Genomic DNA, 25,462 nt, shown 5'->3' on the forward strand with positions numbered 1-25,462 from the left:
GGAGATTCCGGACTACTTTCCGGCGAATGCGGGTACGGAGCCCCGCTCAGCGCCCTTGACGATCGGGACGCGCACTGCGTTGCCCCACTCCGTCCAGGAACCGTCGTAGTTGCGGACCGTTTCGAAACCAAGCAGGTACTTCAGGGCGAACCAGGTGTGGCTGGAACGCTCGCCGATGCGGCAGTAAGCCACGACGTCGTCGCCTTCAGTGAGGCCGGCTTCCCCGAGATAGAGGGCCTCAAGTTCGGTCCGGTTGCGGTAGGTGCCATCTTCGGCAGCGGCGCGTGCCCACGGGATGGAGGCTGCGGTGGGAATGTGGCCACCGCGCAGGGCGCCCTCTTCGGGGTAGGCGGGCATGTGGGTGCGCTGGCCGGTGTATTCCTCGGGGGATCGGACGTCGATCAGCGGCTTGCCAAAGTGAGCCAAGACGTCATCCTTGAAGGCGCGGATCGGGGCGTCGTTCCGTTCGATCACGGGGTACTCGCCCGGGGCGGGCTGGGGGACGTCGGTGGTGATCTCGCGGCCTTCTGCGATCCATTTGTCGCGGCCGCCGTCCAGGAGGCGGACGTCTTCGTGCCCGAAGAGCGTGAAAACCCAGAGCGCGTAAGCGGCCCACCAGTTGGACTTGTCGCCGTAGATCACCACGGTGGTGTCCCGCGAGATGCCTTTGGCGGCTGCCAGCGCAGCGAACGCTTCACCGTCGACATAATCCCGGGTGACTTCATCGTTCAGGTCCGTGTGCCAGTCGATCTTGACTGCGCCCGGAATGTGGCCGGTCTCGTACAGGAGGACGTCTTCGTCGGATTCGACAACAACCAGCTTGCCGTCGCCGAGCGCGCCGCCTTCAAGGGCTGCGGCGAGCCACTCGGTGGACACCAGACGTTCTGGGTGGGCGTACGCGGCGAACTTTTCGTTCTGTTCAACGGGGTAGGACATTGGCATGGCCTTTCACTGACACTTGCACTGACACCGGGCGGCGCCGGGCGAGAGGACGTGCCCGGCATTGATCCCACATTATCGAGGGCAGGGGACTAAAGCTCCTCCCCGTTCATATGGTGAAATATGGCCTTCATCACGTGTCCGCCCAGGGCACGCCATAGCCGGTATTCTTGCTGGGGACTTACGACACGAAGAACGGACCGCCTTGGTACAGATCGAACAGCTCGCCGCGCGCACGCCGGCGGTCTCAGTGGATGAGATTCTGAAGGGTTTCTACCCTTCGCCACGGTTCGGAGAGGTGTCCTTCAAAAGCTACCGGCCTGATCCGAACCAGCCCAGCCAAGCGGCGGCGGTCAAGGCCCTGGAAGCGTTCGGATCGACGGTGGGAGCCGGTGACGGAGACGGCCTGTTCAAACGCCTCTTCAGCAAGAAGGTCAACGGCAGGGCCGGGATCTACCTCGACGGCGGATTCGGAGTCGGAAAGACCCACCTGCTGGCGTCCCTGTGGCACTCGGCCCCGGGACCGAAAGCCTTTGGAACATTCGTGGAGTACACCAACCTGGTAGGTGCCCTGTCCTTCCGCAAGACCGTGGAAGCCTTGAGCAGCTACAAGCTCGTCTGCATTGACGAATTCGAGCTCGATGATCCGGGCGACACAGTGCTGATGTCCCGCCTCATGCGTGAACTGGCCGACGCCGGCGTGAAGCTCGCTGCCACGTCCAACACTCTGCCCGGGTCACTGGGCGAGGGCCGCTTTGCCGCCGTCGACTTCCAACGGGAGATCCAGGTCCTCGCGGACCAATTCGATGTTGTCAGGATCGACGGGGAAGACTTCAGGCACCGCGGCCTGCCCGCCGCTCCGGCACCCTTGAAGACCGAAGACCTCAAGCGGCAGATGCACGCCGAGTTCGATGGGCAGACCGTGGCGGTGGACGATTTCCGCGGCCTGATCGACCACCTCGCCGGCGTCCACCCCAGCCGCTATCGCAAGCTGATCGCAGGCATCGATGCGGTTGTCTGGCGGGATGTGGAAACCATCACGGAGCAGGCCGTTGCCCTTCGCTTCGTGGTGCTGGCCGACCGTTTGTACGACAAGGACGTCCCGATCCTTGCCAGCGGCGTGCCCTTCGACAAGCTGTTCACCGAGGATATGATGACCGGCGGGTACATGAAGAAGTACTTCCGCGCCGTGTCCCGGTTGACAGCGCTGGCGCGTGAGGGCCAAAACCACGAGCCCTCGTAGGGACCCGGCTGCCCCACAGATTGGGGCAGGCCCTTTCGTGTCGACTGCAAGCCACGCGGGTGAAGACTGACCCTGCTGCCCCACAGATTGGGGCAGGCCCTTTCGTGTCGACTGCGTCGCCACGTAGGGACCCTGCTACCCCACTCTATTTTTGGGGTTCCCTGTCTTTCAGGACCCAACGCACCAGGATTCCGGCGGCAAGTGCCCAGAATGCGGCGCCGATCCCTGCGAAACTGAGGCCAGAGGCTGCGATCAGGAACGTCACGGAGGCTCCGATGCGTTCCTCGGCGATAGCCAGCGCCGAAGCGATGGCGGAAGCCATCGTGCCCAGCAGGGCCAACCCCGCCACGGCCTCCAGGAGCCCGGGCGGTGCCGCCGCCACGACGGTCACCAACGCAGCGGAGAAGGCTGCCAACGCGAGGTAGGCCAGGCCTGAAGTGAAGGCCGCGATCCAGCGCCGGCTCCGGTCTTCACCCGCTTCTTCTCCGGCGGCCAGCGCAGCGCTTAACGCGGCCAGGTTGATCGCATGTCCACCAAAGGGAGCCCCAAGCGCAGTCCCTGCCCCGGTCACCAGCATCGACTGGCGCCACGGGACGGTGTAGCCGAAGGACCTCAGCACAGCCACTCCCGGAATGTTCTGGGAAGCCATGGTGACAATGAACAAGGGCAAGGCGATGCCGGCCACCGCACTGGGCGTGAAGGCCGGGGTGGTCCAATGCAACTCAGGCAACAGCCGGTTCATGGGAATGCCCACGCCGTTGACCACGATGTAGATTCCGATGACGGCGAGGGCCACCAACAGCGCAGCAGGGACCGACCAGCGGGGCGCCAGCTTCATCGTGACCAGCCAGCAGAGGATTACGGGCGCCACCAACAAAGGGGCAGTGCCCAAGGCCTTGAACGGGGCAAGGCACAGGGACAGAAGCACCCCGGCGAGCATCGCCTGCGCGAGGGCCGTGGGAATCTTCGCCATCAGCTTGCCAAGCGCCGGAATGAGTCCCGTGAGGGCGATCAGTACGCCAGCGATGAGGAAGGCGCCGACGGCGGCCGGCCACCCGCCGTCGGGCACTCCGGCTCCCGCGAGCAACGCCGCGCCGGGAGTCGACCACGCAAGCGTGACGGGCAAGCGGGACCGCCAAGACAACCAGAGCACGCCTAGCCCGAAGGTGAGGGTGAGGGCAAGGAGTCCGCTGGCGGCCTGTTCCTGTGTGGCGCCAACGGCCCGGAGACCTGCGAGCACCACCGCGAAAGATGAGGTGAAACCGACCAGAGCGGTCACAACTCCCGCCACAAGCGGACGGGAGAGCTGCCGGGAAGGGGAAGCCGGACGTGACTGTGCGGTGTGGAGAGGTGACGCTGGCATAGTCCCTCACGTTACCGGAGCAGCGGTCCGTCTGCCGAGGCGGTAGCGGTTAAACGCCAAGGGCACCGGCGGCGCCTCGCGGCGGGACCGGTGCCCCGTTGACGTAACTGTATTCGGGAGCTCTGGCCGGCGGAACCGGCTATGGAGCCTCATTGGCGGAGGGAGCTGTCCAGGCCGTAACCCTTTCAGCAAACCGTCGAGGTTGCCCACGAACTCGGAAGCGGCTCTCTGAACCGCATCTAGTCGTCGATAAATCGGCGGTCTATTCGATGCCGTCCTTGATGGCTTCTTCACTGCCACCAACGAGGTCCTGAACTTTGCCCTTCAGACCGTCAAGTAATCCCACGGGCACCTCCCTTCGATCGCGGAGCCAGTTCGCTCCTCCGTTCTCGATCCTAACCCGAGACCTTGGAGGTGCCAAGGGATAATTTGACGGGGATGTCAAACGAATCGTCGAAAAGGTTACAACCGCTGGTTCCCGGAGCCAGAAAGTTGCTGGTGGCGGGGGCTATCCGGATTCATGAGCGAATGCTTCCGGCCGTAGCTGAAGTAGATGACCAGTCCGATGACCAGCCACACCACAAAACGCAGCCAGGTTTCCCAATGGAGCTGGACCATAAGGAAGCCGGACGCCAGCATGCCGAAGGCCGGAACCACAGGCATGAACGGGAGCCGGAAGGTGCGGGGCGCGTTGGGCTTCTTGTAGCGGAAGATGATGACTGACAAGCACACCACCACAAACGCCGCGAGGATGCCGATATTGGTCAGGTCGGCGACGGCCTTGATGGGGAATACCCCGGCGAGCAAAGCCGAGGCGACGCCTGCGATCCACGTGACGCGTTGCGGGGTGCCGTGCTTGTCGGTTCCCGCAAACCAGCCTGGAAGCAGGCCGTCGCGGCTCATCGAGAACCAGACGCGGGTGACGCCCAGGAGGAAGGTCAGCATCACGGTCAGGATGGACAGCACCGCGAACACGGAAATGATGGTGGCGATAACGGGCAGACCGACGCCGGTGAAGGCCGAGGCGAAACCGGCGGTCGGATTGATGTCCTTGTAGTTCTGCATGCCGGTGAGCACCAGCGTCGCCGCAACGTAGAGGAGCATGGCGATGACAAGCGAGAGGACGATTGCCTTCGGCATGTGCTTCTTTCCGTCAGTCGCTTCCTCCGCGGCGGTACTCATCGCGTCGTAGCCGAACACGGCGAAGAAGACCGTGGCAGAGCCGGCAAGGACCGGGCCGAAGCCACTGGGCATGAACGGGTTGTAGTTGTTGGTGTTGATGTAGAAGATGCCCAGGCCGATGATGAACAGGATCAGGACAACCTTGATGGCCACCGCCACGAGTTCGAAGCGGCCAAACGCCTTGGTTCCGCGGCTCAGGATCCAGGTGACCAGCAAGCAGACCAAGATGGCCGGAAGGTTGATGACCCCGCCCTTTCCCTCGTCCACGGTGGAGGTCATCCAGGCGGGCATGTGGATGCCGATCCCGGAGAGGAACGCGTCAAAGTAGCCGGAGATGCCGATTGCGACGACGGCGACGATCGCGATGTACTCCAGCAGCAGGTCCCAGCCGATGAACCAGCCGATGACCTCGCCCAAGGCAACGTACCCATAGGTGTAGGCGGACCCGGCGCGGGGGATCATGCCGGCGAATTCCGCGTAGGAGAGTGCCGCGGCCGCTGACGCAAGGCCCGCGACCAGGAACGAGATCAGCACGGCGGGGCCGACGCCGGGGGTGTCTTTGCTCCCGTGCGCCACGAGGCCGGCCAGAGAGAAGATCCCGACGCCGATGATGCCGCCGACGCCGATGGCTGTCAGTTGCCAGAGGCCCAGGCTTTTGAAGAGTCCGCTGTGCTTGCTTTCCTCCTCGATGTCGTCAATGGGCTTCTTCCTCATGATCGAACGGACGAGTGCTTGTTGATTCACGGTGTGCTCCTGCCTTGTGGCGTGGACGAATGAGTGCCCGAAGAAAAGTATGCGATCTGAATCACATTGGATAAAGTGATTTTTGCTGAGTGGTATTGATCAGTTCTGCTGATCTTTCCGGTAGGCGTTGGCCAAAACGTGTGTATGGGAGGGGCTTGCTTCCCGGTGCTGGCGGGTGAAGTTCGGGGATGACCAGCGGACGCTGTCGGACTCTGCTGGATCATTCTCTTCGCCGAAGTTGCCGGTCCTGTGATTCCGTGGGCCCGGCATTTGTCCATTCGAATGATTGAGCAGAATCCGACATCCGAGCGACGACAATCCCGGGACGGACATGACCCGCCCGGGGCCGAGCGAGCGCTACAGCAAAAGCTGGGCGACACGCCAAATCCCTGTCGACACCTGTATTCAGGTGTCGACAGGGATCTACCGCATCCCCAGGTAATTTGCGCGTCGCGAAATAGTCCGGTTATAGGACAAAACGTGTGTATGGGAGGGGCTTGCTTCCCAGTGTTGGCGGGCGAATTTCGGGATAGCTAAGCTTTGGAAGCTTAGGGTGGATGGTAGCCAGCGGCCAGGTTACGGCCACCGTTTCGGGGTAGACGGCCCGTGTCGGGCGTCTCTGCGGGCACAAAAAAGCAGCTCACGCGGAGCTGCTTGGATGCTGTCACTGCTATCGGCCAGTGGAACTGGCCCGATATCCAGGAAATGGAGCGGACGACGAGATTCGAACTCGCGACATCCACCTTGGCAAGGTGGTGCTCTACCAGCTGAGCTACGTCCGCACATGATGGTCATCCGGCCGGGCCGGACGTTCATCAACAAGCAAGTTGCCTTGCCTTGGTGGGCGATACTGGGATCGAACCAGTGACCTCTTCCGTGTCAGGGAAGCGCGCTACCGCTGCGCCAATCGCCCAAATGCAATCCGGCCTGGACCGGAAACCAAGGTTTTCACCGAGGTGGGTACGGGATTCGAACCCGTGTATACGGCTTTGCAGGCCGCTGCCTCGCCTCTCGGCCAACCCACCGTGTAAGCACGATTCCTGGGGTTCCAAGAAGTCAATGCCGTGACAGTGTCCTGCGAGCGGACGACGAGATTCGAACTCGCGACATCCACCTTGGCAAGGTGGTGCTCTACCAGCTGAGCTACGTCCGCATTGTCTTCTTCGGCGGCCTGCCCGCAGGGGGCATTCCGTCGCTTTCCGACGAGTAAAAACTCTATAGGAGGTTCCGGGAAACTCCAAATCGATCTGTCCGAGTTGTAGGCAATAGCCGCTAGTTCCTTGAATTGGCGCGGTTTTCGTGAGTTACACCGATGTGATTCGTGGGCATTTTCCTGGTTGTTGCCTGATCCGTTGGGCCGTGACGGGCCTGAGTCCCGACGTCGAATGCGACCCGGCGATCGGTGAGTCGCAGGGGGACTTCTCCTGACGTTTTCCCGATTTTTGAATTCCGGCCGGGGTCGGTTAGTCTTCTTGTGCACGGGCGATTGGCGCAGTGGTAGCGCGCTTCGTTCACACCGAAGAGGTCACTGGTTCGAACCCAGTATCGCCCACCAAGAAGAGGTCCTGTGCGAAACATAGTTCATGTTTCGCACAGGACCTCTTGTCGTTGCTCGTGGGTTCTTCGCCCAATCATGCATGGGGCGAAGCCCTTACCACCCGGTTCCTTCCGAGCGACTTGGCTTCGTAGAGGGCAGCATCGGCGGCCGCAATCATCGCGGTGAGGTCGACGGCGTCGAACTCAGTTGCGGTGACCCCGTAACTCACCGTTGGAATGTGGATGTCGTCGACGTTTTTGGCTGTCGCCAAAGAGCGATTGATATCAGCCGCGATGATTTCAGCCCGCTCCTGACTGGCTCCCGGCAAGAGCAAGATGAACTCTTCGCCCCCATACCTTCCCACCAGGTCCGTGGATCGTACAGACTCGGTGCACGCAACCGCGAACGCCTGTAGCGCGGCGTCCCCGGCGGCATGACCGTACTCGTCATTGATCGCTTTGAAGTGGTCCAAGTCGGCCAGGATCAAGGAAGCGACGGAGTTCGTGGTGCGCAGGCGCTCGAGTTCCTTCGTTGCCAGGTCCATGAAAGTTCCGCGATTGAGAAGCCCGGTCAGGTTGTCACGGGCAGCGCGTTCACTGAGCCGGTTGATCAGTTGGTCGTTGCTCAGGGCGGTCATGCTGAAAGACACGGCAACCAGAAGTATCAGCGTGACCAGGCTGGCAATCGACGGGCCAAAATACATGCGGAAGGTCGGCCCGGTTGGACCTTCGACAAGGTACACGGCCAGGCGGCAGAAATAGTACGCGGCAAGGAATCCCGCGGCCAACGCCATCGACTTGTGCACATGGGAGTAGCTGGAATCCAGCAGCCACAGATCGCGCGACGCCAACGCGATGCCCAACGTCATGAATCCCAGATATACCAAGCCCCCGGACCAGGTGTTGTGACCGGGGCTCTCCAATACGGACGCGAGGGCCGTGATTCCACAGGCCGTAGCAAACTGCCATTTTGGCGGCGGCAACATCCTCAAAGACCGGGCGCCGGTCCACACACTCAGCGCTCCAGCCACCAAGAGGACGTTCCCCGAGGGATTTGCCCAGACTTGGTGTGGCGTCCCGTTGAGAAGGAAGGCCAGGTTTCCAGCAAGGAAAAACAAGAGGGCGATGCACCACCACCCGTTGTAGGACGACCGTGTGCGCCTGAACGATGCATAGAACAAGAGGAGCAGGGTGAGAGCGACCACGCCAAGGGCGACTCGCAGTGTTGTTATATCGAGGACCAAGATTCGCTCCCGTAGCCGAGGACGTGACCAATTATGGCATCGGGAGCGAAAGAATCCGGTACGCCATGCATGAAGGCCCTGGTTGCGGGGCGGAGCGGCGATTGCTTTTGTATTTGATCAAAGCGGATTTGTTGCTTTGGCGATTCTTCTGGGCTCAGGGCGAGATCGGCATTGAGGATTTCGAAACCAAGGATGTGTCCGTCTCTGTCCAAATCAACCACAATCTGGCCGTCCCCGCCCGGAAGGTCAATGGGGCCAAGCTGGCGTACTGATGAACCATCTTCGATCGCTCCGAGCAATGAAACATAGCCGGCCCGTGCTTCACGGTCGTAAGAAATTCGCATATTCAGATCACCCCTTGGTCACCGTGATGATGTTTCCTGTCCGGTCGTCTACGATCACCCGAATTCCGTTTGCGCCCGTTCCCTGTGTGAAGACAGCGGTGCCGCGGTTGCCTGCGGTTCTCACACCGTTTTGGATCCGGTTCATTGGCGTGAGCTACAGCTTTCGGAGATGCTTTCAGCATTTTGAGGTTGATTGCCGGGTAACGGCGAAAATGAGTGCTCTGCTCTGAAAGAAATGAGTGGTAGCGATCCGCCGGCGGCGGTCATGACCGTTGGTGGTCAGGTACGGGGGAGGGACTCACCGATCGACGGAGCGTTCTTCCGTCCGCAGCCACTAAGGCTCCGCATCTTCTTGTCAGCGGTGTGTGAAAGAGTTTTCCTATGACAGATCCACTGCTTGCCCATGCCACCGAATACGGCCGGATGTATGCCCGGTCCACGTCCGAGACCTTCTCGGTCCCTTCCATCACCACGGTGATCGGCCAGCAGGCCCACTCCCTGGACGGCTGGTTCGGCTACATGGGTGCCAGCAGCTTGGCGAAGGACCCCGAGCTACCACAACATCTGTCCAGTCCTGCCAAGATGAGGCAGGCCGTCAACAAGGCAGCCAAGGCTGCGGAGGTGTACCGGGACGACGCTGCACGCCGTGGCGACCGCGTGCATAACTACTGCGAGCAAGTGGCTCTCCGCGCCCTCGGACGCGCCCACCGCGTGAAGGAAACGCGCGACGAGCTCGCTTCGAACGGCGAGGAAGCCTTCGCGGCCCGCTTCGACGAATGGTGGGAGTTGTATCGGGTGGAGCCCATTGCGCCTGAGATCACAGTGTGGAACGCAAGCGTTGGCTACGCCGGAACCCTCGACCTCGTCGCCAAAATCAACGGCAGGATCTGCCTGATCGACTACAAGACCAAAGGCACCACTCGCGACGGAACAGTGAAACCCCTCGACGACAAGGTGGTGATGCAGCTGGTTGCGGGCATGAAGGCTGAGGAAAGCCTCGTGGATCCTGTGGCAGGGGAGTGGGAGCCCTGGAAATACGGTGAAAACCCGGTACTGCTTGCGGTGGCTATCGGCGAGACGGAAGTGCGTCCCCAGCGGGCCAACCCGGACGTCCTCAAGCACCATTGGTGGAAGTTCTGCGCCTTGAAGCGGGTGTGGGAAATGTCTGCCGACGTGGCCGCAGCCGGGACGGCGCTGCTCCCTGTAGCTCCGCCGTCGTACCCTGCCGCCGCGGCGCCCGCAGGCTCAACTAAACTGGCCTAGGCCCCTTTTGCGGGGACCGAAGCTTCGCCGATCGTGAGGAAAGACAGCACATGGCCATTTTGAGTATCCGTATCATCGGCGACCCCGTGCTCCGCACGGTTGCTGATCCAGTCACGGAATTCGGGCCTGAGCTCGCCAAACTCGTGTCGGATATGACCGAGACCATGGAAGACGTGGACGGTGCAGGGCTCGCCGCTCCGCAGATCGGCGTCAGCCAGCGGGTCTTCACTTATCGGATCGGCGGCGTGGAAGGCCACATCATCAACCCCGTACTGGAAAACAGCGATGACTTCCAGCCTGACGAAGTAGAAGGCTGCCTCTCCATTCCCGGCCTCGCGTTCCCGGTTCGCCGCCGCCGGACCACCCGCGCCACCGGCGTGGACATGAACGGCAACCCGGTGTCCGTTGAGGCGGAAGGCATGCTCGCCCGCTGCTTCCAGCACGAGACCGACCACCTGGACGGGATCCTTTTCACCGACCGGCTGGAGGGTGAGGACCGCAAAACCGCCCTCCGGGCCATCCGCGCGGCGAACTACCACTCCGTGACTGAACGGACCACCGCCAAGAGGGCCAACACCGTGGGCTCGAGCTTCGGCAGCTTCGGGGCCGCCGAATGAGGGTGCTTTTCGCCGGCACCCCGGCTGTCGCCGTCCCTTCCCTTGACGCCCTGGTCGGGGCGGGATTCGAGATCGTGGCCGTGCTGACCAGGCCGGACGCCCCGACCGGCCGCAAACGGATCCTGACACCGTCGCCCGTCGCGGCACGTGCGGCTGAACTTGGCATCGACATCATCCACGCCTCCAAGGTGGATGCCGGGACCACCGAGCGGATCGCTTCGTATGAGCCGGACGTCGCCGCGATCGTCGCCTATGGGGGCCTTGTCCCCAAGTCGGCGCTCGGAGTGCCGCGCCATGGCTGGATCAACCTCCATTTCTCCCTCCTTCCGGCCTGGCGCGGCGCCGCGCCGGTCCAGCGTTCAGTCATCGCCGGTGACGACATCACCGGAGCCGCTACCTTCCTCCTGGAAGAAGGACTCGACACCGGACCGGTCTTCGGGACGTTGACGGAAACCGTGCGCCCTGAAGATACCGCGGGCGACTTGCTGGAGCGGCTCTCGCGCAGCGGCGCGGTCCTGCTCAGCCAGACACTATCCGCCGTCGAGTCCGGCAACGCGGCCCCCATGCCCCAGCAAGGAGATGTTTCGCTAGCGCCCAAACTGACCCTCGATGACGGCCGGCTCGACTGGACGCAACCGGCCCTCGCCATCAACCGCAGGTCCCGAGGCGTCACGCCCGAACCGGGAGCGTGGACCATGCTCGACGGGCAGCGCGTCAAGCTCGAACCCGTCGGATTGCGCCCGGACATCCGGGACCTTGCACCCGGCCAGGTCCGGGTTGACGGCAAGAACGTCCTGGTCGGAACCGGATCCCATGCAGTCCAGCTCGGGCGGATCCAGCCTGCGGGCAAAAAGATGATGCCGTCGGCCGATTGGGCCCGTGGTTTGGCAACACCAGAAAGCGTGGAATTCGAATGAATGAGTCCGGCCGACGCGGCCCCAATAGCGGTGGGAACAGGGACGGCGGGGGCCACGGCAACCGCGGTCCCCGCGGCGAAAGCAACCGCAACGCCCAAGGCCGCGAACGCAACAGGGGCCCGCAACGCGGTTTCTCCGCCAACGCACCGTCCCAGCGGACGCGGCGCGCGGATCCGGCACGATTGGTGGCGTTCGAAGTCTTGCGCGCGGTCGCTTCGGAAGACGCGTATGCAAACCTCGTGCTGCCCTCACGGATCCGCCACCACCACCTCGACAAGCGCGACGCCGGATTCGCCACCGAGCTGAGCTACGGGGCACTGCGCGGCCAAGGGATGTACGACGCCGTCCTCGCCAAGTGTGTCGACCGGCCGCTCGCCCAACTCGATCCGGCAGTCCTTGATGCGTTGCGCCTTGGTGCCCACCAATTGCTCGCCATGCGCGTTCCTGCCCACGCCGCACTCGACCAGACTGTCGGGCTGGCACGCGCGGTCATCGGAGCCGGCCCGTCGTCGCTCATCAACGCCGTGCTCCGGAAAGTCACCGCCAGGACCCTCCCGGAGTGGCTCGACCACCTGCTGGAAAACGAGACCGACGAAACCAGGATCGCCTCCGTACGCCATGCGCACCCGGAATGGATTGTCCGGGCACTGCGCCAGTCGCTCGTCATGCATGGACGTCCCGCGAGCGAAATCAACGAACTTCTCGAAGCCGACAACGCGGCCCCCGTGGTGAACCTGGTTGCGCTGCCCGGCATCGGCAATCTCGATGAGGCCCTTGAGAACGGGGCCACTCCCGGTGAACTCGTCATCGACTCGGCGCTCTCCAGCGGTGGGGACCTCGGGCGTATGTCCTCCATCCGCGAAGGCACCACGCGCGTCCAGGACGTCGGATCCCAGTTGGTAGCCCGCGCCGTCGCCGGTGTGGACCTCGGACAAGCGGCCAAGGACGGCGAGAAGTGGCTGGACCTGTGCGCCGGACCCGGTGGCAAGGCCGCGCTGCTGGCCGCCCTCGCCCATCAGGAAGGCGCGACCCTCCTGGCCAATGAACCCGCGGAACACCGGGCAAAGCTGGTCAGCCAAGCACTCACCGCGGTTCCGGCGGACGCCTGGAGCGTGCGGGTAGGCGACGGTCGCGACGTCGGCAAGGAACAACCGGAAACTTTCGACCGCGTGCTGGTCGACGTTCCCTGCAGCGGCCTTGGCGCGCTGCGCCGCCGCCCCGAATCACGCTGGCGCCGGACCCCCAAGGACCTTGCCGACCTCGGTCCGTTGCAGCGGGAATTGCTCAACTCGGCCATCGACGCCGTCAAGCCGGGGGGAGTAGTGGCCTACGTGACGTGCTCCCCGCACCCGGCCGAAACCACCGCCGTCGTCAGCGATGTGCTGCGCAAGCGGGACGACCTGGAGCAGATCGACGCCGGCGCGGCCTTGGACGCAATCAGCCTGAACGGCAACCTGGGCGCCGGCCACGAGTTGACCGCCCAATTGTGGCCGCACGTGCATCAAACCGATGCGATGTTCCTGGCGCTCATCCGGAAGAAGCCGTAACCTTCGGCGCCTTTCCCCGGCTGAAAGTCCCGCGTGCCTAAGCTGGAGAGTTGCCAAAACCACTAGACCGCCACCAACACTGAGGGAACTGCCTTGACTGAGTGCTGTATCAACCCGAGCATCCTGTCCGCGGACTTCGTGAACCTGGAAGCCGAGCTGAAGAGAATCAGCAACGCCGATGCCGTCCACGTCGATGTCATGGACAATCATTTTGTCCCGAACCTGACGCTCGGGCTGCCGGTCGTGGAGCGGATCCAGGCTGTGAGCCCGGTCCCGCTCGACGCCCACCTGATGATCGCCGACGCCGACCGCTGGGCGCCGGCCTACGCCGACGCCGGTGTGGCTTCCGTGACCTTCCATGCCGAAGCGGCGATGGCTCCCATCAAGCTCGCCCGTGAGCTCCGGGCCCGCGGTTCGAAGGCAGGGATGGCCCTTCGTCCGGCCACGCCGGTGGAACCATACCTGGACATGCTCAGCGAGCTGGACATGCTCCTCATCATGACCGTGGAACCGGGCTTCGGCGGGCAATCCTTCCTGGACGTCACGCTGCCCAAGATCCGTCGGGCGCGTGCCGCGATCGACGGATCCGGTATCGGCGTCGCAATCCAGGTTGACGGCGGCGTGACGGAGGAGACCATTGTCCGGGCAGCCGAAGCCGGCGCAAATGTGTTCGTTGCCGGCTCCGCCGTTTACGGCCATGAGGACCCTGCTGCCGCTATTGAGCGGCTGCGCGCTGCCGGCCTCGCGGCAATGTGACAAGAATGACGCAATTGCCTACATATTGCTCCGGGAATACATCGGCCATTGCCCCAGTTGTGTCAGAATAGCAACACACATACGTGCTCCGGGGTCGGTGTAATTCCGAACCGGCGGTTATAGTCCGCGACCCGCGAGCCATCGCGTTTCCTTCACCGGAATCACGACGGCGGACGGTTGAACTGGTGGAATTCCAGTACCGACAGTTAAAGTCTGGATGGGAGAAGCACGTACAGTCATGCTTGGGCGCTCCGTGCGCCCGGCATCGCGCTGTCGTACACCCCCGGAGCCATCGCGGCATTCGAGGGAAGGAACGACATGGACTTTCTGCGATGGCTCTTCGAAGCACAGATTCCCGTAGGTGGATCTGTGCTTGTTCTTCGCGAAGTGCTAGGCAATATTTTCGGGCTCGCCAGCGCCCTGGGCGGCATGCGCCGCAAAGTCTGGGCATGGCCCATCGGGATCGCAGGCAACCTGCTCCTGTTGACGGTCTTCCTTGGCAACGTCTTCGGTGCCGCCTCGCCTGCAACCCTCTGGGGCCAGGCCGGACGCCAGATCATGTTCATCAGCGTCGCCGTCTACGGCTGGTACCGCTGGCGCCAAGGCCTACAAACCGGCACCCACGGCCGCGCCATTGTGCCCGGCTGGGCAAGCCCCAAAGTACGGATCGGAATGGTGGCCGCCATGATTGCGGGAACCGCCGCGCTGACTCCCGTCTTCGATTCCATGGGTTCCTACCCGCCCGTGTGGGCAGACGCATGGACCTTCATGGGCTCACTCCTGGCGACGTATGGGATGGCACGCGGCTGGACAGAATTCTGGTTGATCTGGGTTGCCGTCGACATCGTGGGAGTCCCGCTGCTTTTCAGCGCAGGCTACTTTGCCAGCGCCTTCATGTACCTCTTTTACGGATTCTTCACGCTCGCCGGATTCTTCGTCTGGTGGCGCGCAGACCGACGTGAAAGCCGGCCGCTCAGGCCAACTGCCGAGCCGGAACCTGCAGGAGCCCTCTCATGAGCGACGCCATTAACCCGGATTTCTCGGACGCTGAGTCGGCGGCCATGGAGACTGCCCTGCACGTGGCCCTCCGGGGACACCGTGGCGCCAATCCCTTGGTGGGAGCGGTTGTGCTCGGGCCTAACGGAGAGCAGCTCATCACCGGCTACCACCGCGGCGCCGGCACGCCACACGCAGAGGCGGATGCGATCGCGAAGGCGAAGGCAAAGGGCTTGGACCTCGCAGGGACAACCATGGTGGTGACCCTGGAGCCTTGCAACCACATAGGGCGCACGGGACCGTGCACCAAGGCGATCATCGACGCTGGCATATCCCGCGTGGTTTATGCCGTCGATGATCCCCACGATCCGGCCGCGGGAGGTGCCGGCACACTCCGTGCTGCCGGTGTGGACGTGCGGTCCGGGCTGGCCGCCGCCGAGGCCTTGAAGCTGAACCGCGAGTGGTTCAATGCCGTGGAGGCGAGGCGCCCGTTCGTCACGCTTCATATTGCCCAGACCCTGGACAGCAGGATCGCGGCGACCGACGGGACCAGCCAATGGATCTCCAGTCCGGAATCGCTGGCCGACAACCACGGACTGCGCCGCTTGATAGACGCCATTCTGGTGGGTACCGAAACCGTCCTGGTGGACAACCCGCGGCTGACGGCGCGGGAAGAGAACGGCGATGAATCGCAAAGCCAGCCACTCCGGGCCGTCATGGGGCTGCGGGAGGTCCCAGCGGATGCGGCGGTGCGGGGGACTGACGGCAAGTTCATCCACCTGCCAACCCGCGAGCCTTCCGAGGCTTTGGATTTGTTGTTCGCCGAAGGCGTCCGGCACGTCATGGTGGAAGGCGGCTCCCGCATCCTGAGCGCCTTCCTTGCCGCGGGTCTTGTGGATGAATTGATCGTCTATCTTGCGCCCACCCTGTTGGGTGCCGGTACACCTGCCCTGACGGATCTTGGCATCTCCACGCTCGCCGAGGCCCAGCACTGGAACTGGGACGACGCCGGCGGCGGTGCAGTCCATGCACTGGGCCGCGACCTCCGCCTGCATTTGAGGTCCGGACCATCGGACGGAAACAAACCGGCTTGGACAAAGTCACACACCGAACACCATGAACCATTTCCGGGCAAGGACGCCTCGGATACCACCACAGGAGGACACTGATGTTTACCGGAATCGTTGCCGAACAAGGCACGGTCCTGTCCGTCGAGCACGACGGCGAGGCCAGCGCCACGCTGCGCCTCATGGCCCCCAGCACCACTGAGGGGCTTGGCTTGGGGGGCTCCATCGCCGTCAACGGCGTGTGCCTCACCGCAACGGACATCGACGGCCGGGAATTCAGCGTTGACGTCATGGGCGAAACCCTCGTCCGGACCACCATCGGCGAACTGAGCGCGGGTGACACCGTGAACCTCGAGCGTTGCGTCCAGGCGGGCGGCCGCTTGGACGGCCACGTCGTGCAGGGCCACGTCGACGGCGTCGGGCAGCTTCTGGAGCGCGAGTCGCTGGGCAACTGGGACCGCCTCCGCTTCGGCGTGCCGGCCCCGCTGGCACGGTACATCGCCGAAAAGGGCTCGATCGCCGTCGACGGCGTTTCACTCACCGTCACCGCCGTCAGCCCGGCCGAAGAAGAGAACCCCTGGTTTGAAGTGGGGCTCATTCCCACCACGCTGGACGAAACCGGGCTCGGCGCCAAGGCCACGGGCGGGCGTGTCAACCTTGAGGTGGATGTTCTCGCGAAATATACCGAGCGACTGTTGTCCTTCCGCGCTCCAGCGACTTCCGGCGGGGCTGCCCAGTGAGCGCCGCACATAACGGCAGTACCACGGTGGTACGCCAGGGGCTGGACCCCGTTGAGAACGCTGTGCAGGCCATGGCAGCCGGCCGTCCCGTGATTGTTGTAGACAATGAAGACCGCGAAAACGAAGGCGACATCATCTTCGCCGCCGAACACGCGACGCCTGCCCTCATGGGCTGGACCATCCGCTACAGCTCGGGCGTCATTTGCGTTCCCCTCGAAGGGTCGCGGGCCGATGCCCTGGCGCTCCCGCCCATGGTCCTGGTCAATGAAGATGCCAAAGGCACTGCCTACACGGTGTCCTGTGATGCCGCGTTGGGCGTAAGCACCGGTATTTCCGCCACGGACAGGGCCCTGACGGCCCGGATTCTGGCTGATTCGAGCAGCACGCCGTCCTCGATCACCCGGCCCGGGCATATTTTTCCGCTCCGGGCCGTTAAGGGGGGAGTGCGTGAACGTCCGGGACACACGGAAGCGGCAGTTGATCTCTGCCGGCTTGCGGGGCTCGCCCCGGTGGGCGTGATCGCCGAGTTGGTACATGACGATGGTGAAATGATGCGCCTGGACAGCCTCCGGGAGTTCGCTGCCGAGCATGGATGTCCTCTGATTTCGATCGAGGATCTCGTGGCTTATGTTGCAGCGTCGGAGGCTGGGCACCAGGTTGCAATTCCGGCAGGAAACGAGGAGCAGCGATGACCACAGCGACAACGCACGACGGCGGCACGGCCGCGCGCGCAGTGCATCCCGTGAGCGGCGGCCCGATTGTCCAGCTACCCACCGCCTTCGGTGAGTTCGTGGCACAGGCGTGGACCGACCTTGCGACCGGCGCGGAGCACCTGGCGGTGAGTTCGCCCAAGGCGCCGCTCGCAGGCAAGGCCCCGCTGGTGCGCCTGCACTCGGAGTGCCTCACGGGGGACGTTTTCGGTTCGTACCGCTGCGATTGCGGCGAACAGCTGGCCTACGCCCTTGAGCTGATCCGTGAAGAGGGCGGTACCCTGCTCTACCTGCGCGGACAGGAAGGCCGCGGCATCGGCCTGGCAAACAAGATCAAGGCCTACGCACTGCAAGAGGCCGGATTCGACACGGTCGAGGCCAACGAGCAACTCGGGCTGCCGGTGGATGCCCGCTGCTACAAGGCGGCTGCCCAGATCCTTGCCGAAATGGGCCTTCACGAAATCCGCCTCCTGAGCAACAACCCGGACAAGCAGAACCGGCTCGCCGCGGCTGGCGTGAAGGTTGTCGAGATGGTGCCCACCGAGGTTCCGTCCCGTGAAGAAAACCTTCGGTACCTTCAGACCAAGAAGGACCGCATGGACCACCGGCTGACCCTCGGTGACACCGAACCTGCCGGTACCCATGCCGGCACTTTCGACCTCGAACAAGACTGAACTGCACCATGTCGACTGAACTGCACCAACAAGAACGGATTACCACACACCCATGAGCGGACACGGCGCCCCCACCATCGACCTCACCACCCTCAACACGGAGGAAACCCACCAGCTGAAACTCGCCATCGTGGCTGCCAGCTGGCACACCCAGATCATGGATGGGCTCCTCGACGGAGCGCTCCGTGCCGCAAAGGAAGCCGGAATCGCCGAGCCCACCGTGCTGCGCGTCCCGGGATCCTTTGAGCTTCCCGTCGCGGCGGCCAGGCTCGCGCCCCATTTCGACGCCGTCGTCGCCCTCGGCGTCGTCATCCGCGGAGGCACGCCGCACTTTGAGTACGTGTGCCAGGCGGCGACGTCGGGACTCACTGAAGTCAGCGTCCGCACAGGCGTGCCGGTGGGCTTCGGCGTGCTCACGTGCGACACCGAGCAGCAGGGCCTGGACCGCGCCGGACTGGAAGGCTCTTCCGAGGACAAAGGCCACGAAGCCGTGACCGCCGCGCTCGCCACGGCACTGACTCTCAAGCAGTACACCTAGCAAATCGACGAAAAGGGATGTGGGCGGGCCCGCGCACTTTGTGCGTTCGCTCACATCCCTTCCGTCATGCAATGACCCGACAGGCGGTCACCGGCCCTGAGCAAGTAGGCTGTAGGGCGTGAAGAATTTCGAGACGCTGTTCGCAGAACTGAGCGAAAAGGCAGCGACCCGTCCGGCAGGCTCCCGCACCGTCGCCGAATTGGACTCCGGAATCCACGGCATCGGCAAGAAAGTCGTGGAGGAAGCCGCCGAAGTCTGGATGGCTGCAGAGTATGAATCCGATGAAGCCGCGGCAGAGGAAATCTCCCAGTTGCTCTACCACCTGCAGGTCCTGATGCTCGCCAAGGGTCTGGGCCTGGAAGACGTTTACAAGCATCTCTAGCCACGTCCGCTGCGCCCGGACCTGAAGAGGTCTTGGCGCTGCCCCAGCGTGGCCCCCGCGCTCACTGCACGTTCCCTCCGAGAAAAGTCGCCTCTGGGAACAGCGCCGTGAGCACAATGCCTGAAACAATTACCTTCCACCCCAAGAAAGTCCCAAATGCTGCGAGTAGCCGTCCCCAACAAGGGATCTTTGTCCGAAGCCGCCTCCGCGATGTTGTCCGAGGCGGGATACCGCCAGCGCCGCGATACCCGCGAACTGGTCATGGTCGATCCCGACAACGACATTGAGTTCTTCTTCCTCCGCCCCCGCGACATCGCCGTGTATGTCGGTCAGGGAACGCTCGACGTCGGCATCACCGGCCGCGACCTCCTGCTGGATGCGCAGGTCGAAGCGGAAGAGCTGCTTCCCCTCGGCTTCGCCGCGTCCACCTTCCGTTTCGCCGGCCCCGTCGGCGACTTCTCCGGCGTCGAGCAGCTTGAAGGCAAGCGCCTCGCCACGAGCTACGACGGCCTCCTGCGCGATTACCTCGCCGAGCGCGGCGTCAAAGCCAAGGTGGTCCGTCTCGACGGCGCCGTTGAGTCTTCCGTGCGTCTCGGCGTCGCCGACGCGATCGCCGACGTCGTCGAGACCGGCAACACGCTCAAAGCTGCCGGAATGGAGATATTCGGCGAGCCCATCCTCAAGTCCGAAGCCGTCCTGATCCGCCGCACCGGCGAGGGTGGTGCCGCAAACGGCACCGCGAAGGAGATCGAGGTCCTCATCCGCCGCCTGCAGGGCGTGCTCGTGGCCCGTCAGTACGTCCTCATGGACTACGACATCCGCAAGGACCTCGTGGAAGAAGCCGCCACCCTCACCCCGGGCCTCGAATCGCCCACGGTGTCGCCGCTGCGAGACTCGGACTGGGTTGCCGTCCGCTCCATGGTTCCGAAAAAGGAAACCAACCGGATCATGGACGAGCTGTACGACCTCGGCGCCCGCGCCATCCTGGTCAGCAGCATCCACGCCTGCCGCATCTGACACGAGACAATTCCAGGAGTAGCTATGGCTGTAGCAGTACGGGTCATCCCTTGCCTAGATGTCGACGCCGGCCGTGTGGTGAAGGGCATCAACTTCGAGGGTCTTCGCGACGCCGGAGACCCCGTCGAGCTGGCTCATCGCTACGACAACGCCGGGGCGGACGAACTCACGTTCCTCGACGTCACGGCGTCCTCCGGCAACCGGGAAACCACGTTCGACGTCGTTCGCCGCACCGCCGAGGAAGTCTTCATCCCGTTGACCGTCGGCGGTGGCGTCCGCGGCGTGGCCGAAGTGGACAAGCTCCTGCGTTTCGGCGCGGACAAGGCCTCCATCAACACGGCCGCCGTCGCGCGCCCGGACGTCATCGACGAGATCACCCGGCACTTCGGATCTCAGGTGCTGGTCCTGTCGGTCGACGCGCGGCGGACCAGGCCCGGCTCGGAGCCCACGGCTTCCGGCTTCGAGGTGACCACCCACGGTGGACGCCAGGGCACCGGCATCGACGCCATTGCCTGGGCCAAGGAAGCCGCGGACCGCGGTGTGGGGGAGATCCTCCTGAACTCCATTGACGCCGACGGCACCAAGGACGGCTTCGACCTCGAACTCATCCGCCTGGTCCGCGCGGCCGTCCACATCCCGATCATCGCTTCCGGCGGCGCTGGAAAACCGGCGCATTTCCCGCCAGCAGTGGAGGCAGGTGCCGACGCAGTGTTGGCAGCTTCGGTGTTCCACTTCGGCCCGGACGACATGATCGCCCGGGTCAAAACAGCGATCCGTGAAGCAGGCTTCCTGGTCCGCTAACGGGCCCAACCCCGTCCGACCCAACTAACTTGCAGTTGTTGTCGTTTTGAGCCTTCATAACGACAACAACTGCGTGGGCCCACACCGCCAGGGTTCCCTGGCCGAGGGGCCACACCGGCGAGGGCCCCGGCCTGAGCTTGCGAAGGCTGGGAGCCGGTGGGGACTTGCGAGGCGAGGGCGGCGGTGGGGACTAGTTGGGTTAACGGGAGGCGTTGGGGTTGACGCGGGGGAAGCTTAGAGGCCGACTTCGGCTGACTGGAGAAGCGCGACGGCGTCCGGCTGGCCTTCGAAGGTGACCAGCGCGTGATGCGTGCGGCCGTGGGCGTGCATCAGGAGTTCACCGGGCTCACCCACAATGGCGACGGATACGGGAGCGCGCTTGGCAACATGGCGGGGTCCGGTGGGGCGCACCAACACGATCCCGAGATCCACGCCGCGGTAGAGAATGGCAGCGCGCTTGATCAATTCATCCCACAAGGCGTCCGAGTATTCCTCGTCCAGGGCTCGTGGAGCCCAGCGGTCTCCCGCCCGGCGGATGTCTTCCGTGTGCACGAAATATTCAATGAGGTTGGAGGACTCGTCGAGGGCCTTGATCTTCAGGGGAGACAAGGCGGGCGGCCCTGAACGGAAGGTATTCACCAGCTCGGCGTAATCTTCCGTGGTCTTGAGCTTGGAGGCCAGTTTGGCCGTGGCTTTGTCCGAGGCCCGGGCGAGGCTCTTGACGAGCAAGCCGATACCAACAGCCGCTTTGCGCTCCCGCAAGTACAAGTGCGCCGCGAGGTCCCTAGTCAGCCACCCTTCGCAGAGCGTGGGGGAGTCAGGTCCGGCCGCCAGGAGTGTTTCGGCCAGTACTTCGCGGGAGGGATCGACGAAATGCATCACTTGTGAAACTAGCACGAGACGCGCTCTGTTGCGCAGTGGAACCGCCGCTGAATTTCGGCTCCACGCGAGGCACTAGACTTGATCTGATGTCTGAGCAGTCAACACCCCCAGCCACGCCCGCTGCCGCTTTCGCCGCGGAAGCCGCCGTCGTGCCCGCAAGTCCGCTCCCGCACGAGTTGGCCGCCGCGCTGAAGCGCGATTCCGCCGGCCTGGTGGCAGCGATCATCCAGCAATTCGACACCGACGAAGTACTGATGCTCGGCTGGATGGACGACGAGGCGTTGCACCGCACCCTGACCACCGGACGCGTGACGTTCTTCTCCCGCTCCCGCCAGGAATACTGGCGCAAGGGAGACACTTCCGGGCACGTCCAATTCGTGAAATCGGTCGCCCTGGACTGCGACGGCGATACCCTCCTGGTCCGCGTCGACCAAGTAGGCGCCGCCTGCCACACCGGTACACGCACATGCTTCGATGACCGGAGCCTCGCCGCCGTGACAGGCGCGCGGGACTAGCCCACCCCACCCCATCCACTGAGGCAAGCACACAAGAAGAGGCGGAGAACACAAACCATGCAGGACCTTGGAATCATCAGCCCGGGCCTGGAGGAGTTCCGCGAACTCGCCGCACACAGCCGGGTCATCCCGGTGCGGCTCAGGGTACTGGCCGACGCCGAAACTCCCATCGGGCTCTACCGCAAGCTGGCCCAAGGCCAGCCCGGCACCTTCCTCCTGGAATCGGCAGCCGTCGGCGGAGCATGGTCACGCTATTCCTTCATTGGCTCCCGTTCGCGTGCCACCCTGACCAGCAAGGACGGCCAGGCCCATTGGATCGGCGAGCCTCCCGTTGGCGTGCCGGTAGACGGCAGCCCCGTCGACGCCCTCCGCGACACCATTGCGGCCCTGCAAACCGACCGCTTCCCGGACCTTCCTCCCTTCACCTCCGGCCTTGTAGGCTTCCTCGGATGGGAAACCGTCCGGCACTGGGAGAAGCTGACCAGCCCCCCGGAGGATGATCTCCACCTGCCGGAACTCGCCCTGAACCTCGTGACGGACATGGCTGTCCACGACAACATGGACGGCACCGTCCTATTGATTGCCAACGCCATCAATTTCGACAACAGTTCCGAACGCGTCGACGAAGCCTGGCACGACGCCGTCGCCCGGGTGAAGCGACTGCTGGATCAGATCAGCACGCCCGTGAAGCAGCCCGTATCGGTGTTGCAGTCTGAAGCACTCGACTTCGCGTCCAGTGTCCAGGAGCGCTGGAACGAGCAGGAGTACCTAGACGCGATCGATCGCGGCAAGGAAGCGATCGTCGACGGCGAGGTCTTCCAGGTGGTCATTTCGCGGCGCTTCGAAATGGAGTGTGCGGCGGACCCGCTGGATGTCTACCGCGTGCTGCGCAACACGAACCCGAGCCCGTACATGTACCTCTTCAGCCTCGAAGACCCCGACGGCCGCGAATACACGATTGTCGGTTCCTCTCCCGAGGCCCTCGTGACGGTCACGGGCAATGAGGTCATCACCCACCCGATTGCCGGATCGCGGCCGCGCGGCAAGACCGTTGAAGCCGACAAGGCGCTGGCCACCGAGTTGCTCGCGGACCAGAAGGAACGCGCCGAGCACCTCATGCTCGTGGATTTGTCCCGCAACGACCTCTCCAAGGTCTGCGTGGCAGGAACCGTGGACGTCACGCAGTTCATGGAGGTGGAACGCTTCAGCCACATCATGCACCTCGTGTCCACAGTGGTTGGAGAGTTGGCGCCCGGGGCGAAGGCATACGACGTGCTCAAGGCGACCTTCCCTGCAGGCACGCTGTCCGGTGCCCCCAAGCCGCGCGCGCTGCGCCTCCTGGACGAACTCGAGCCGCACCGGCGTGGCATCTACGGCGGTGTGGTGGGTTACCTGGACTTCGCAGGAGATATGGACATGGCGATCGCCATCCGTTCGGCACTGTTGCGTGAGGGCCGGGCCTACGTCCAGGCCGGCGGCGGCATCGTGGCCGATTCCCATAAACCTTCCGAAGCGCTCGAGACTGTCAACAAGGCGGCCGCCCCCTTGCGTGCCGTGCACACCGCAGGATCGCTTCACAACATTTCCCCGGACGCGGTTTCCGCGGAGACGGTCGACGACGGGACCCCCACCCCGTGAGCGCTGCCCACCCCCAGACGGCCACCAGAAAGCCTCCCGTGTGGGCACGGAAGGGCAACGTTGTGCTAGCCATGGCAATTTTTGCCCTCGCCGTTTTCGGGACCACGACACAGACCTGGATCAACGTCCGGCTCGATCCCGCTGCCGCGGCGAATGCCGATCTCCACGTTCAAGGGAGCAAGGCGGCAACGGCGGTGACCGCACTCGCGCTCGTCGCCCTTGCCGGGGGACTGGCATCATCCATTGCGGGCAAGGTTTCGCGCTGGATCATCGCAACGATCATCGTGCTTGCCTCGGCAGGCATCATCATTGCCGCGGTGACGGTCCTGGCGGACCCCCTCGGTGCGGCGCAAGGAACCATTGCGGCGACCACCGGCATTTCGGGTGGTCAGGCAGCTGCGTCGTCCACCGTGTTTCCGGTACTCGCCGTCGTGGCTGCAGGCTTGCTGGCTTTGTGCGGTGCCCTGCTGCCGCTCGCGGGCCGGCACTGGAAGGCGCGCACCAAGTACGACGTCGCCAGCCGGGCGGCCCTCGCGGGGTCCGGTCCCGTCGATGAGATCGATAGCTGGGACAGCCTCTCGCGCGGAGAAGACCCCACGTAGGACCCGACTGTCCGGACGTCGGACGATGTCCCGGGTGCGGTCAATAAATGGCAGAATGTAAGCAGTATTCATCCTGAGGAGATTTTCACATGAGCAAAACCACAGTGTCCGCGAGCAAGGCCCCTGTGACCGCTGCGAGCCACAGCGACGCCATCGGCCACGGCAACAGCCCGGCCGCGTGGACCTGCGTGATTGTCATGCTGGTAGGGGCCTTGGTGTCCTCCATCGCCTTTGTTATCGCCAGCACCCCCATTTTCATCGCCGGCATCGTCGTCATGTTCGCCGGCCTGATTGCCGGCTGGGCCATGCGCAAGGCGGGCTACGGCGTCGACGGCAGCAAGCTGAAGAACGCCGGCCACTGACTGTGACCGTTCTTGATGACATCATCGTCGGCGTCAGGGAGGACATGGAGGCTCGGCGCCGCCTTGTTGGCCTTGACGAGCTGAAAGAGCGCGCTGCGGCCACAGCGCCAGCGCTGGACGCGTGGGCCGCCTTGGGCGGTCCGTCGGCCAGCCGCGACGAACTGAAGGTCATCGCGGAAATCAAGCGCCGCAGCCCCTCCAAAGGCGATCTCGCGAGCATCGTCGACCCTGCGGCACTTGCGGTGCAGTACGCCGACGGCGGCGCCTCCGTGATCAGCGTCCTCACCGAACAGCGGCGCTTCAACGGGTCCCTGGCGGACCTCGACGCGGTGCGTGCCGCCGTCGACATTCCGTTGCTGCGCAAGGACTTCACGGTTGACGAGTACCAGATCTGGGAAGCCCGTGCCCATGGCGCGGACCTGATCCTGCTGATCGTCGCGGCGCTTTCCGATGCACAGCTGCGGGAATTCAGCGCGTTGAGCCACGAGCTCGGCATGAACGTCCTGGTGGAAACCCACACTCCCGAGGAAATCGAGCGTGCGGCCGCAGCCCAGGCACGGATCATCGGAGTGAACGTCCGCAACCTCAAGACGCTCGACGTCGACCGCTCCTTGTTCGCCTCGCTCGCCGGAAGCATTCCGGCGGGGGCGGTTGTGGTGGCCGAGTCCGGCGTGCGGAACGCCGACGACGTCGCGCATTATGCCGGGAACGGTGCCCACGCAATCCTTGTGGGCGAAGCCCTTGTGAGCGACTCCACCCCGCGTGAGCGGATCAGTGAATTCAAGGCGGCCGGAGCTGCCGCCATCGCCGTCAGGACCTGAGACAGGCCTGAATCCACGGCGT

General features: G+C 63.9%; 26 protein-coding genes, 5 tRNA genes and 1 riboswitch. Of the genes, 21 read left to right on the forward strand and 10 right to left on the reverse strand.

All coding sequences use genetic code 11. The annotated features are described in order from the left end of the window. Positions 1-12: 12 nt before the first annotated feature. Entirely contained in the window at positions 13-936 is a 924-nt protein-coding gene (locus AC1DJW_RS05405) for a sulfurtransferase (protein WP_284752047.1), read from the reverse strand. 208 nt (positions 937-1,144) lie between these two features. On the opposite strand from AC1DJW_RS05405, the gene zapE reads away from it, so the two are divergent. Continuing rightward, positions 1,145-2,182, forward strand: coding sequence for a cell division protein ZapE (gene zapE / locus AC1DJW_RS05410; protein WP_284752048.1), 1,038 nt, complete (start codon positions 1,145-1,147; stop codon positions 2,180-2,182). Positions 2,183-2,327: 145 nt separating this feature from the next. On the opposite strand, the gene AC1DJW_RS05415 is transcribed toward zapE, so the two are convergent. The 6 genes from AC1DJW_RS05415 to AC1DJW_RS05440 all read right to left on the reverse strand — a co-directional run bounded on the left by AC1DJW_RS05415 (position 2,328) and on the right by AC1DJW_RS05440 (position 6,624). After that, positions 2,328-3,545, reverse strand: a complete 1,218-nt coding sequence (locus AC1DJW_RS05415; RefSeq protein ID WP_476900885.1) for a benzoate/H(+) symporter BenE family transporter — start codon at positions 3,543-3,545, stop codon at positions 2,328-2,330. 462 nt (positions 3,546-4,007) lie between these two features. After that, the gene (locus AC1DJW_RS05420; RefSeq protein WP_390282477.1) at positions 4,008-5,441 is read right to left on the reverse strand and encodes an amino acid permease; all 1,434 of its coding nucleotides are present in this window, start codon (positions 5,439-5,441) and stop codon (positions 4,008-4,010) included. Between the two features lie 736 nt (positions 5,442-6,177). Further along, positions 6,178-6,253: transfer RNA gene (locus tag AC1DJW_RS05425), tRNA-Gly, on the reverse strand. Between the two features lie 56 nt (positions 6,254-6,309). After that, positions 6,310-6,384 (reverse strand) — tRNA-Val (locus tag AC1DJW_RS05430). Positions 6,385-6,425: 41 nt separating this feature from the next. Beyond that, a tRNA-Cys gene (locus AC1DJW_RS05435) sits at positions 6,426-6,496 on the reverse strand. Between the two features lie 55 nt (positions 6,497-6,551). Continuing rightward, positions 6,552-6,624: transfer RNA gene (locus AC1DJW_RS05440), tRNA-Gly, on the reverse strand. 327 nt (positions 6,625-6,951) lie between these two features. Between AC1DJW_RS05440 and AC1DJW_RS05445 the strand changes: the two genes are divergently transcribed. Next, positions 6,952-7,026: transfer RNA gene (locus tag AC1DJW_RS05445), tRNA-Val, on the forward strand. 76 nt (positions 7,027-7,102) lie between these two features. Here the strand turns inward: AC1DJW_RS05445 and AC1DJW_RS05450 are convergent. Continuing rightward, positions 7,103-7,876 carry a GGDEF domain-containing protein gene (locus tag AC1DJW_RS05450; protein WP_350225130.1) on the reverse strand — a complete coding sequence of 258 codons (774 nt, stop codon included), beginning with the start codon at positions 7,874-7,876 and terminating at the stop codon, positions 7,103-7,105. A gap of 359 nt (positions 7,877-8,235) precedes the next feature. Continuing rightward, on the reverse strand, positions 8,236-8,595 hold the full coding sequence (locus AC1DJW_RS05455) for a DUF2283 domain-containing protein (protein ID WP_459341046.1): 360 nt from the start codon (positions 8,593-8,595) through the stop codon (positions 8,236-8,238). A gap of 381 nt (positions 8,596-8,976) precedes the next feature. Here AC1DJW_RS05455 and AC1DJW_RS05460 point away from each other — a divergent pair, with 381 nt between their 5' ends. The 14 genes from AC1DJW_RS05460 (at position 8,977) to hisF (ending at position 20,620) form a co-directional block, all read left to right on the forward strand. Next, positions 8,977-9,858, forward strand: coding sequence for a cytochrome (locus AC1DJW_RS05460; RefSeq protein WP_390282434.1), 882 nt, complete (start codon positions 8,977-8,979; stop codon positions 9,856-9,858). A 50-nt stretch (positions 9,859-9,908) separates the two neighbouring features. Beyond that, positions 9,909-10,475 carry a peptide deformylase gene (gene def / locus AC1DJW_RS05465; RefSeq protein WP_284752053.1) on the forward strand — a complete coding sequence of 189 codons (567 nt, stop codon included), beginning with the start codon at positions 9,909-9,911 and terminating at the stop codon, positions 10,473-10,475. Continuing rightward, positions 10,472-11,392: a methionyl-tRNA formyltransferase gene (fmt, locus tag AC1DJW_RS05470; RefSeq protein ID WP_459341045.1), complete on the forward strand. Its 921-nt coding sequence runs from the start codon at positions 10,472-10,474 to the stop codon at positions 11,390-11,392. Before def ends, fmt begins: the two co-directional genes overlap by 4 nt. Then, positions 11,389-12,939, forward strand: a complete 1,551-nt coding sequence (locus AC1DJW_RS05475) for an RsmB/NOP family class I SAM-dependent RNA methyltransferase (RefSeq protein ID WP_459341044.1) — start codon at positions 11,389-11,391, stop codon at positions 12,937-12,939. Before fmt ends, AC1DJW_RS05475 begins: the two co-directional genes overlap by 4 nt. A gap of 93 nt (positions 12,940-13,032) precedes the next feature. Further along, on the forward strand, positions 13,033-13,695 hold the full coding sequence (rpe, locus tag AC1DJW_RS05480; protein ID WP_284752056.1) for a ribulose-phosphate 3-epimerase: 663 nt from the start codon (positions 13,033-13,035) through the stop codon (positions 13,693-13,695). Between the two features lie 79 nt (positions 13,696-13,774). Further along, a riboswitch (FMN riboswitch) is annotated at positions 13,775-13,929 on the forward strand. A gap of 84 nt (positions 13,930-14,013) precedes the next feature. Next, positions 14,014-14,712 carry a nicotinamide riboside transporter PnuC gene (gene pnuC, locus AC1DJW_RS05485; RefSeq protein WP_476900886.1) on the forward strand — a complete coding sequence of 233 codons (699 nt, stop codon included), beginning with the start codon at positions 14,014-14,016 and terminating at the stop codon, positions 14,710-14,712. Next, on the forward strand, positions 14,709-15,860 hold the full coding sequence (gene ribD, locus AC1DJW_RS05490; protein WP_476900887.1) for a bifunctional diaminohydroxyphosphoribosylaminopyrimidine deaminase/5-amino-6-(5-phosphoribosylamino)uracil reductase RibD: 1,152 nt from the start codon (positions 14,709-14,711) through the stop codon (positions 15,858-15,860). The genes pnuC and ribD overlap by 4 nt, the downstream gene beginning before the upstream one ends. Then, the gene (locus AC1DJW_RS05495) at positions 15,860-16,498 is read left to right on the forward strand and encodes a riboflavin synthase (protein WP_284752059.1); all 639 of its coding nucleotides are present in this window, start codon (positions 15,860-15,862) and stop codon (positions 16,496-16,498) included. Before ribD ends, AC1DJW_RS05495 begins: the two co-directional genes overlap by 1 nt. Before the next feature lie 71 nt (positions 16,499-16,569). Beyond that, a complete protein-coding gene (gene ribB, locus AC1DJW_RS05500; RefSeq protein WP_390282478.1) occupies positions 16,570-17,190 on the forward strand; it encodes a 3,4-dihydroxy-2-butanone-4-phosphate synthase in 621 nt (206 codons plus the stop codon). Next, entirely contained in the window at positions 17,187-17,882 is a 696-nt protein-coding gene (gene ribA / locus AC1DJW_RS05505) for a GTP cyclohydrolase II (protein ID WP_284752061.1), read from the forward strand. Before ribB ends, ribA begins: the two co-directional genes overlap by 4 nt. A gap of 52 nt (positions 17,883-17,934) precedes the next feature. Next, a complete protein-coding gene (gene ribH / locus AC1DJW_RS05510; protein ID WP_390282439.1) occupies positions 17,935-18,420 on the forward strand; it encodes a 6,7-dimethyl-8-ribityllumazine synthase in 486 nt (161 codons plus the stop codon). A gap of 118 nt (positions 18,421-18,538) precedes the next feature. Further along, complete coding sequence (locus tag AC1DJW_RS05515; protein WP_078105460.1) at positions 18,539-18,802, forward strand: phosphoribosyl-ATP diphosphatase; 264 nt, start codon at positions 18,539-18,541, stop codon at positions 18,800-18,802. 156 nt (positions 18,803-18,958) lie between these two features. Next, positions 18,959-19,819, forward strand: coding sequence for an ATP phosphoribosyltransferase (gene hisG / locus AC1DJW_RS05520; RefSeq protein WP_284752063.1), 861 nt, complete (start codon positions 18,959-18,961; stop codon positions 19,817-19,819). A gap of 24 nt (positions 19,820-19,843) precedes the next feature. Further along, positions 19,844-20,620, forward strand: coding sequence for an imidazole glycerol phosphate synthase subunit HisF (hisF, locus tag AC1DJW_RS05525; RefSeq protein ID WP_390282440.1), 777 nt, complete (start codon positions 19,844-19,846; stop codon positions 20,618-20,620). 234 nt (positions 20,621-20,854) lie between these two features. On the opposite strand, the gene AC1DJW_RS05530 is transcribed toward hisF, so the two are convergent. Next, the gene (locus AC1DJW_RS05530) at positions 20,855-21,499 is read right to left on the reverse strand and encodes a TIGR03085 family metal-binding protein (protein ID WP_269993474.1); all 645 of its coding nucleotides are present in this window, start codon (positions 21,497-21,499) and stop codon (positions 20,855-20,857) included. Between the two features lie 89 nt (positions 21,500-21,588). Between AC1DJW_RS05530 and hisI the strand changes: the two genes are divergently transcribed. The 5 genes from hisI to trpC all read left to right on the forward strand — a co-directional run bounded on the left by hisI (position 21,589) and on the right by trpC (position 25,440). Further along, the gene (hisI, locus tag AC1DJW_RS05535; protein ID WP_390282441.1) at positions 21,589-22,017 is read left to right on the forward strand and encodes a phosphoribosyl-AMP cyclohydrolase; all 429 of its coding nucleotides are present in this window, start codon (positions 21,589-21,591) and stop codon (positions 22,015-22,017) included. A gap of 57 nt (positions 22,018-22,074) precedes the next feature. Further along, on the forward strand, positions 22,075-23,655 hold the full coding sequence (locus AC1DJW_RS05540) for an anthranilate synthase component I (RefSeq protein WP_476900888.1): 1,581 nt from the start codon (positions 22,075-22,077) through the stop codon (positions 23,653-23,655). Then, a complete protein-coding gene (locus AC1DJW_RS05545; protein WP_284752066.1) occupies positions 23,652-24,257 on the forward strand; it encodes a Trp biosynthesis-associated membrane protein in 606 nt (201 codons plus the stop codon). Before AC1DJW_RS05540 ends, AC1DJW_RS05545 begins: the two co-directional genes overlap by 4 nt. An 89-nt stretch (positions 24,258-24,346) precedes the next feature. Continuing rightward, positions 24,347-24,619, forward strand: a complete 273-nt coding sequence (locus AC1DJW_RS05550; RefSeq protein WP_284752067.1) for an HGxxPAAW family protein — start codon at positions 24,347-24,349, stop codon at positions 24,617-24,619. A gap of 2 nt (positions 24,620-24,621) precedes the next feature. Continuing rightward, the gene (gene trpC / locus AC1DJW_RS05555) at positions 24,622-25,440 is read left to right on the forward strand and encodes an indole-3-glycerol phosphate synthase TrpC (RefSeq protein ID WP_269993479.1); all 819 of its coding nucleotides are present in this window, start codon (positions 24,622-24,624) and stop codon (positions 25,438-25,440) included. Positions 25,441-25,462: the final 22 nt, after the last annotated feature.

It is taken from the genome of Arthrobacter sp. 05L417 (genome assembly GCF_056397865.1).

What these genes read in the sequence shown, in the direction of transcription:
- pnuC (WP_476900886.1), top strand. Translation starts at nt 14,014, where the DNA reads ATGGACTTTCTGCGATGGCTCTTCGAAGCACAGATTCCCGTAGGTGGA.
- AC1DJW_RS05540 (WP_476900888.1), top strand. Translation starts at nt 22,075, where the DNA reads ATGCAGGACCTTGGAATCATCAGCCCGGGCCTGGAGGAGTTCCGCGAA.
- AC1DJW_RS05420 (WP_390282477.1), bottom strand. Translation starts at nt 5,441, where the DNA reads ATGAGGAAGAAGCCCATTGACGACATCGAGGAGGAAAGCAAGCACAGC.
- hisI (WP_390282441.1), top strand. Translation starts at nt 21,589, where the DNA reads ATGTCTGAGCAGTCAACACCCCCAGCCACGCCCGCTGCCGCTTTCGCC.
- AC1DJW_RS05495 (WP_284752059.1), top strand. Translation starts at nt 15,860, where the DNA reads ATGTTTACCGGAATCGTTGCCGAACAAGGCACGGTCCTGTCCGTCGAG.
- AC1DJW_RS05450 (WP_350225130.1), bottom strand. Translation starts at nt 7,876, where the DNA reads ATGACGTTGGGCATCGCGTTGGCGTCGCGCGATCTGTGGCTGCTGGAT.
- AC1DJW_RS05530 (WP_269993474.1), bottom strand. Translation starts at nt 21,499, where the DNA reads ATGCATTTCGTCGATCCCTCCCGCGAAGTACTGGCCGAAACACTCCTG.
- AC1DJW_RS05475 (WP_459341044.1), top strand. Translation starts at nt 11,389, where the DNA reads ATGAATGAGTCCGGCCGACGCGGCCCCAATAGCGGTGGGAACAGGGAC.
- AC1DJW_RS05460 (WP_390282434.1), top strand. Translation starts at nt 8,977, where the DNA reads ATGACAGATCCACTGCTTGCCCATGCCACCGAATACGGCCGGATGTAT.
- AC1DJW_RS05405 (WP_284752047.1), bottom strand. Translation starts at nt 936, where the DNA reads ATGTCCTACCCCGTTGAACAGAACGAAAAGTTCGCCGCGTACGCCCAC.
- ribB (WP_390282478.1), top strand. Translation starts at nt 16,570, where the DNA reads ATGGCAGCCGGCCGTCCCGTGATTGTTGTAGACAATGAAGACCGCGAA.
- AC1DJW_RS05455 (WP_459341046.1), bottom strand. Translation starts at nt 8,595, where the DNA reads ATGCGAATTTCTTACGACCGTGAAGCACGGGCCGGCTATGTTTCATTG.
- hisF (WP_390282440.1), top strand. Translation starts at nt 19,844, where the DNA reads ATGGCTGTAGCAGTACGGGTCATCCCTTGCCTAGATGTCGACGCCGGC.
- AC1DJW_RS05550 (WP_284752067.1), top strand. Translation starts at nt 24,347, where the DNA reads ATGAGCAAAACCACAGTGTCCGCGAGCAAGGCCCCTGTGACCGCTGCG.
- ribA (WP_284752061.1), top strand. Translation starts at nt 17,187, where the DNA reads ATGACCACAGCGACAACGCACGACGGCGGCACGGCCGCGCGCGCAGTG.
- fmt (WP_459341045.1), top strand. Translation starts at nt 10,472, where the DNA reads ATGAGGGTGCTTTTCGCCGGCACCCCGGCTGTCGCCGTCCCTTCCCTT.
- ribH (WP_390282439.1), top strand. Translation starts at nt 17,935, where the DNA reads ATGAGCGGACACGGCGCCCCCACCATCGACCTCACCACCCTCAACACG.
- def (WP_284752053.1), top strand. Translation starts at nt 9,909, where the DNA reads ATGGCCATTTTGAGTATCCGTATCATCGGCGACCCCGTGCTCCGCACG.
- ribD (WP_476900887.1), top strand. Translation starts at nt 14,709, where the DNA reads ATGAGCGACGCCATTAACCCGGATTTCTCGGACGCTGAGTCGGCGGCC.
- AC1DJW_RS05415 (WP_476900885.1), bottom strand. Translation starts at nt 3,545, where the DNA reads ATGCCAGCGTCACCTCTCCACACCGCACAGTCACGTCCGGCTTCCCCT.
- hisG (WP_284752063.1), top strand. Translation starts at nt 18,959, where the DNA reads ATGCTGCGAGTAGCCGTCCCCAACAAGGGATCTTTGTCCGAAGCCGCC.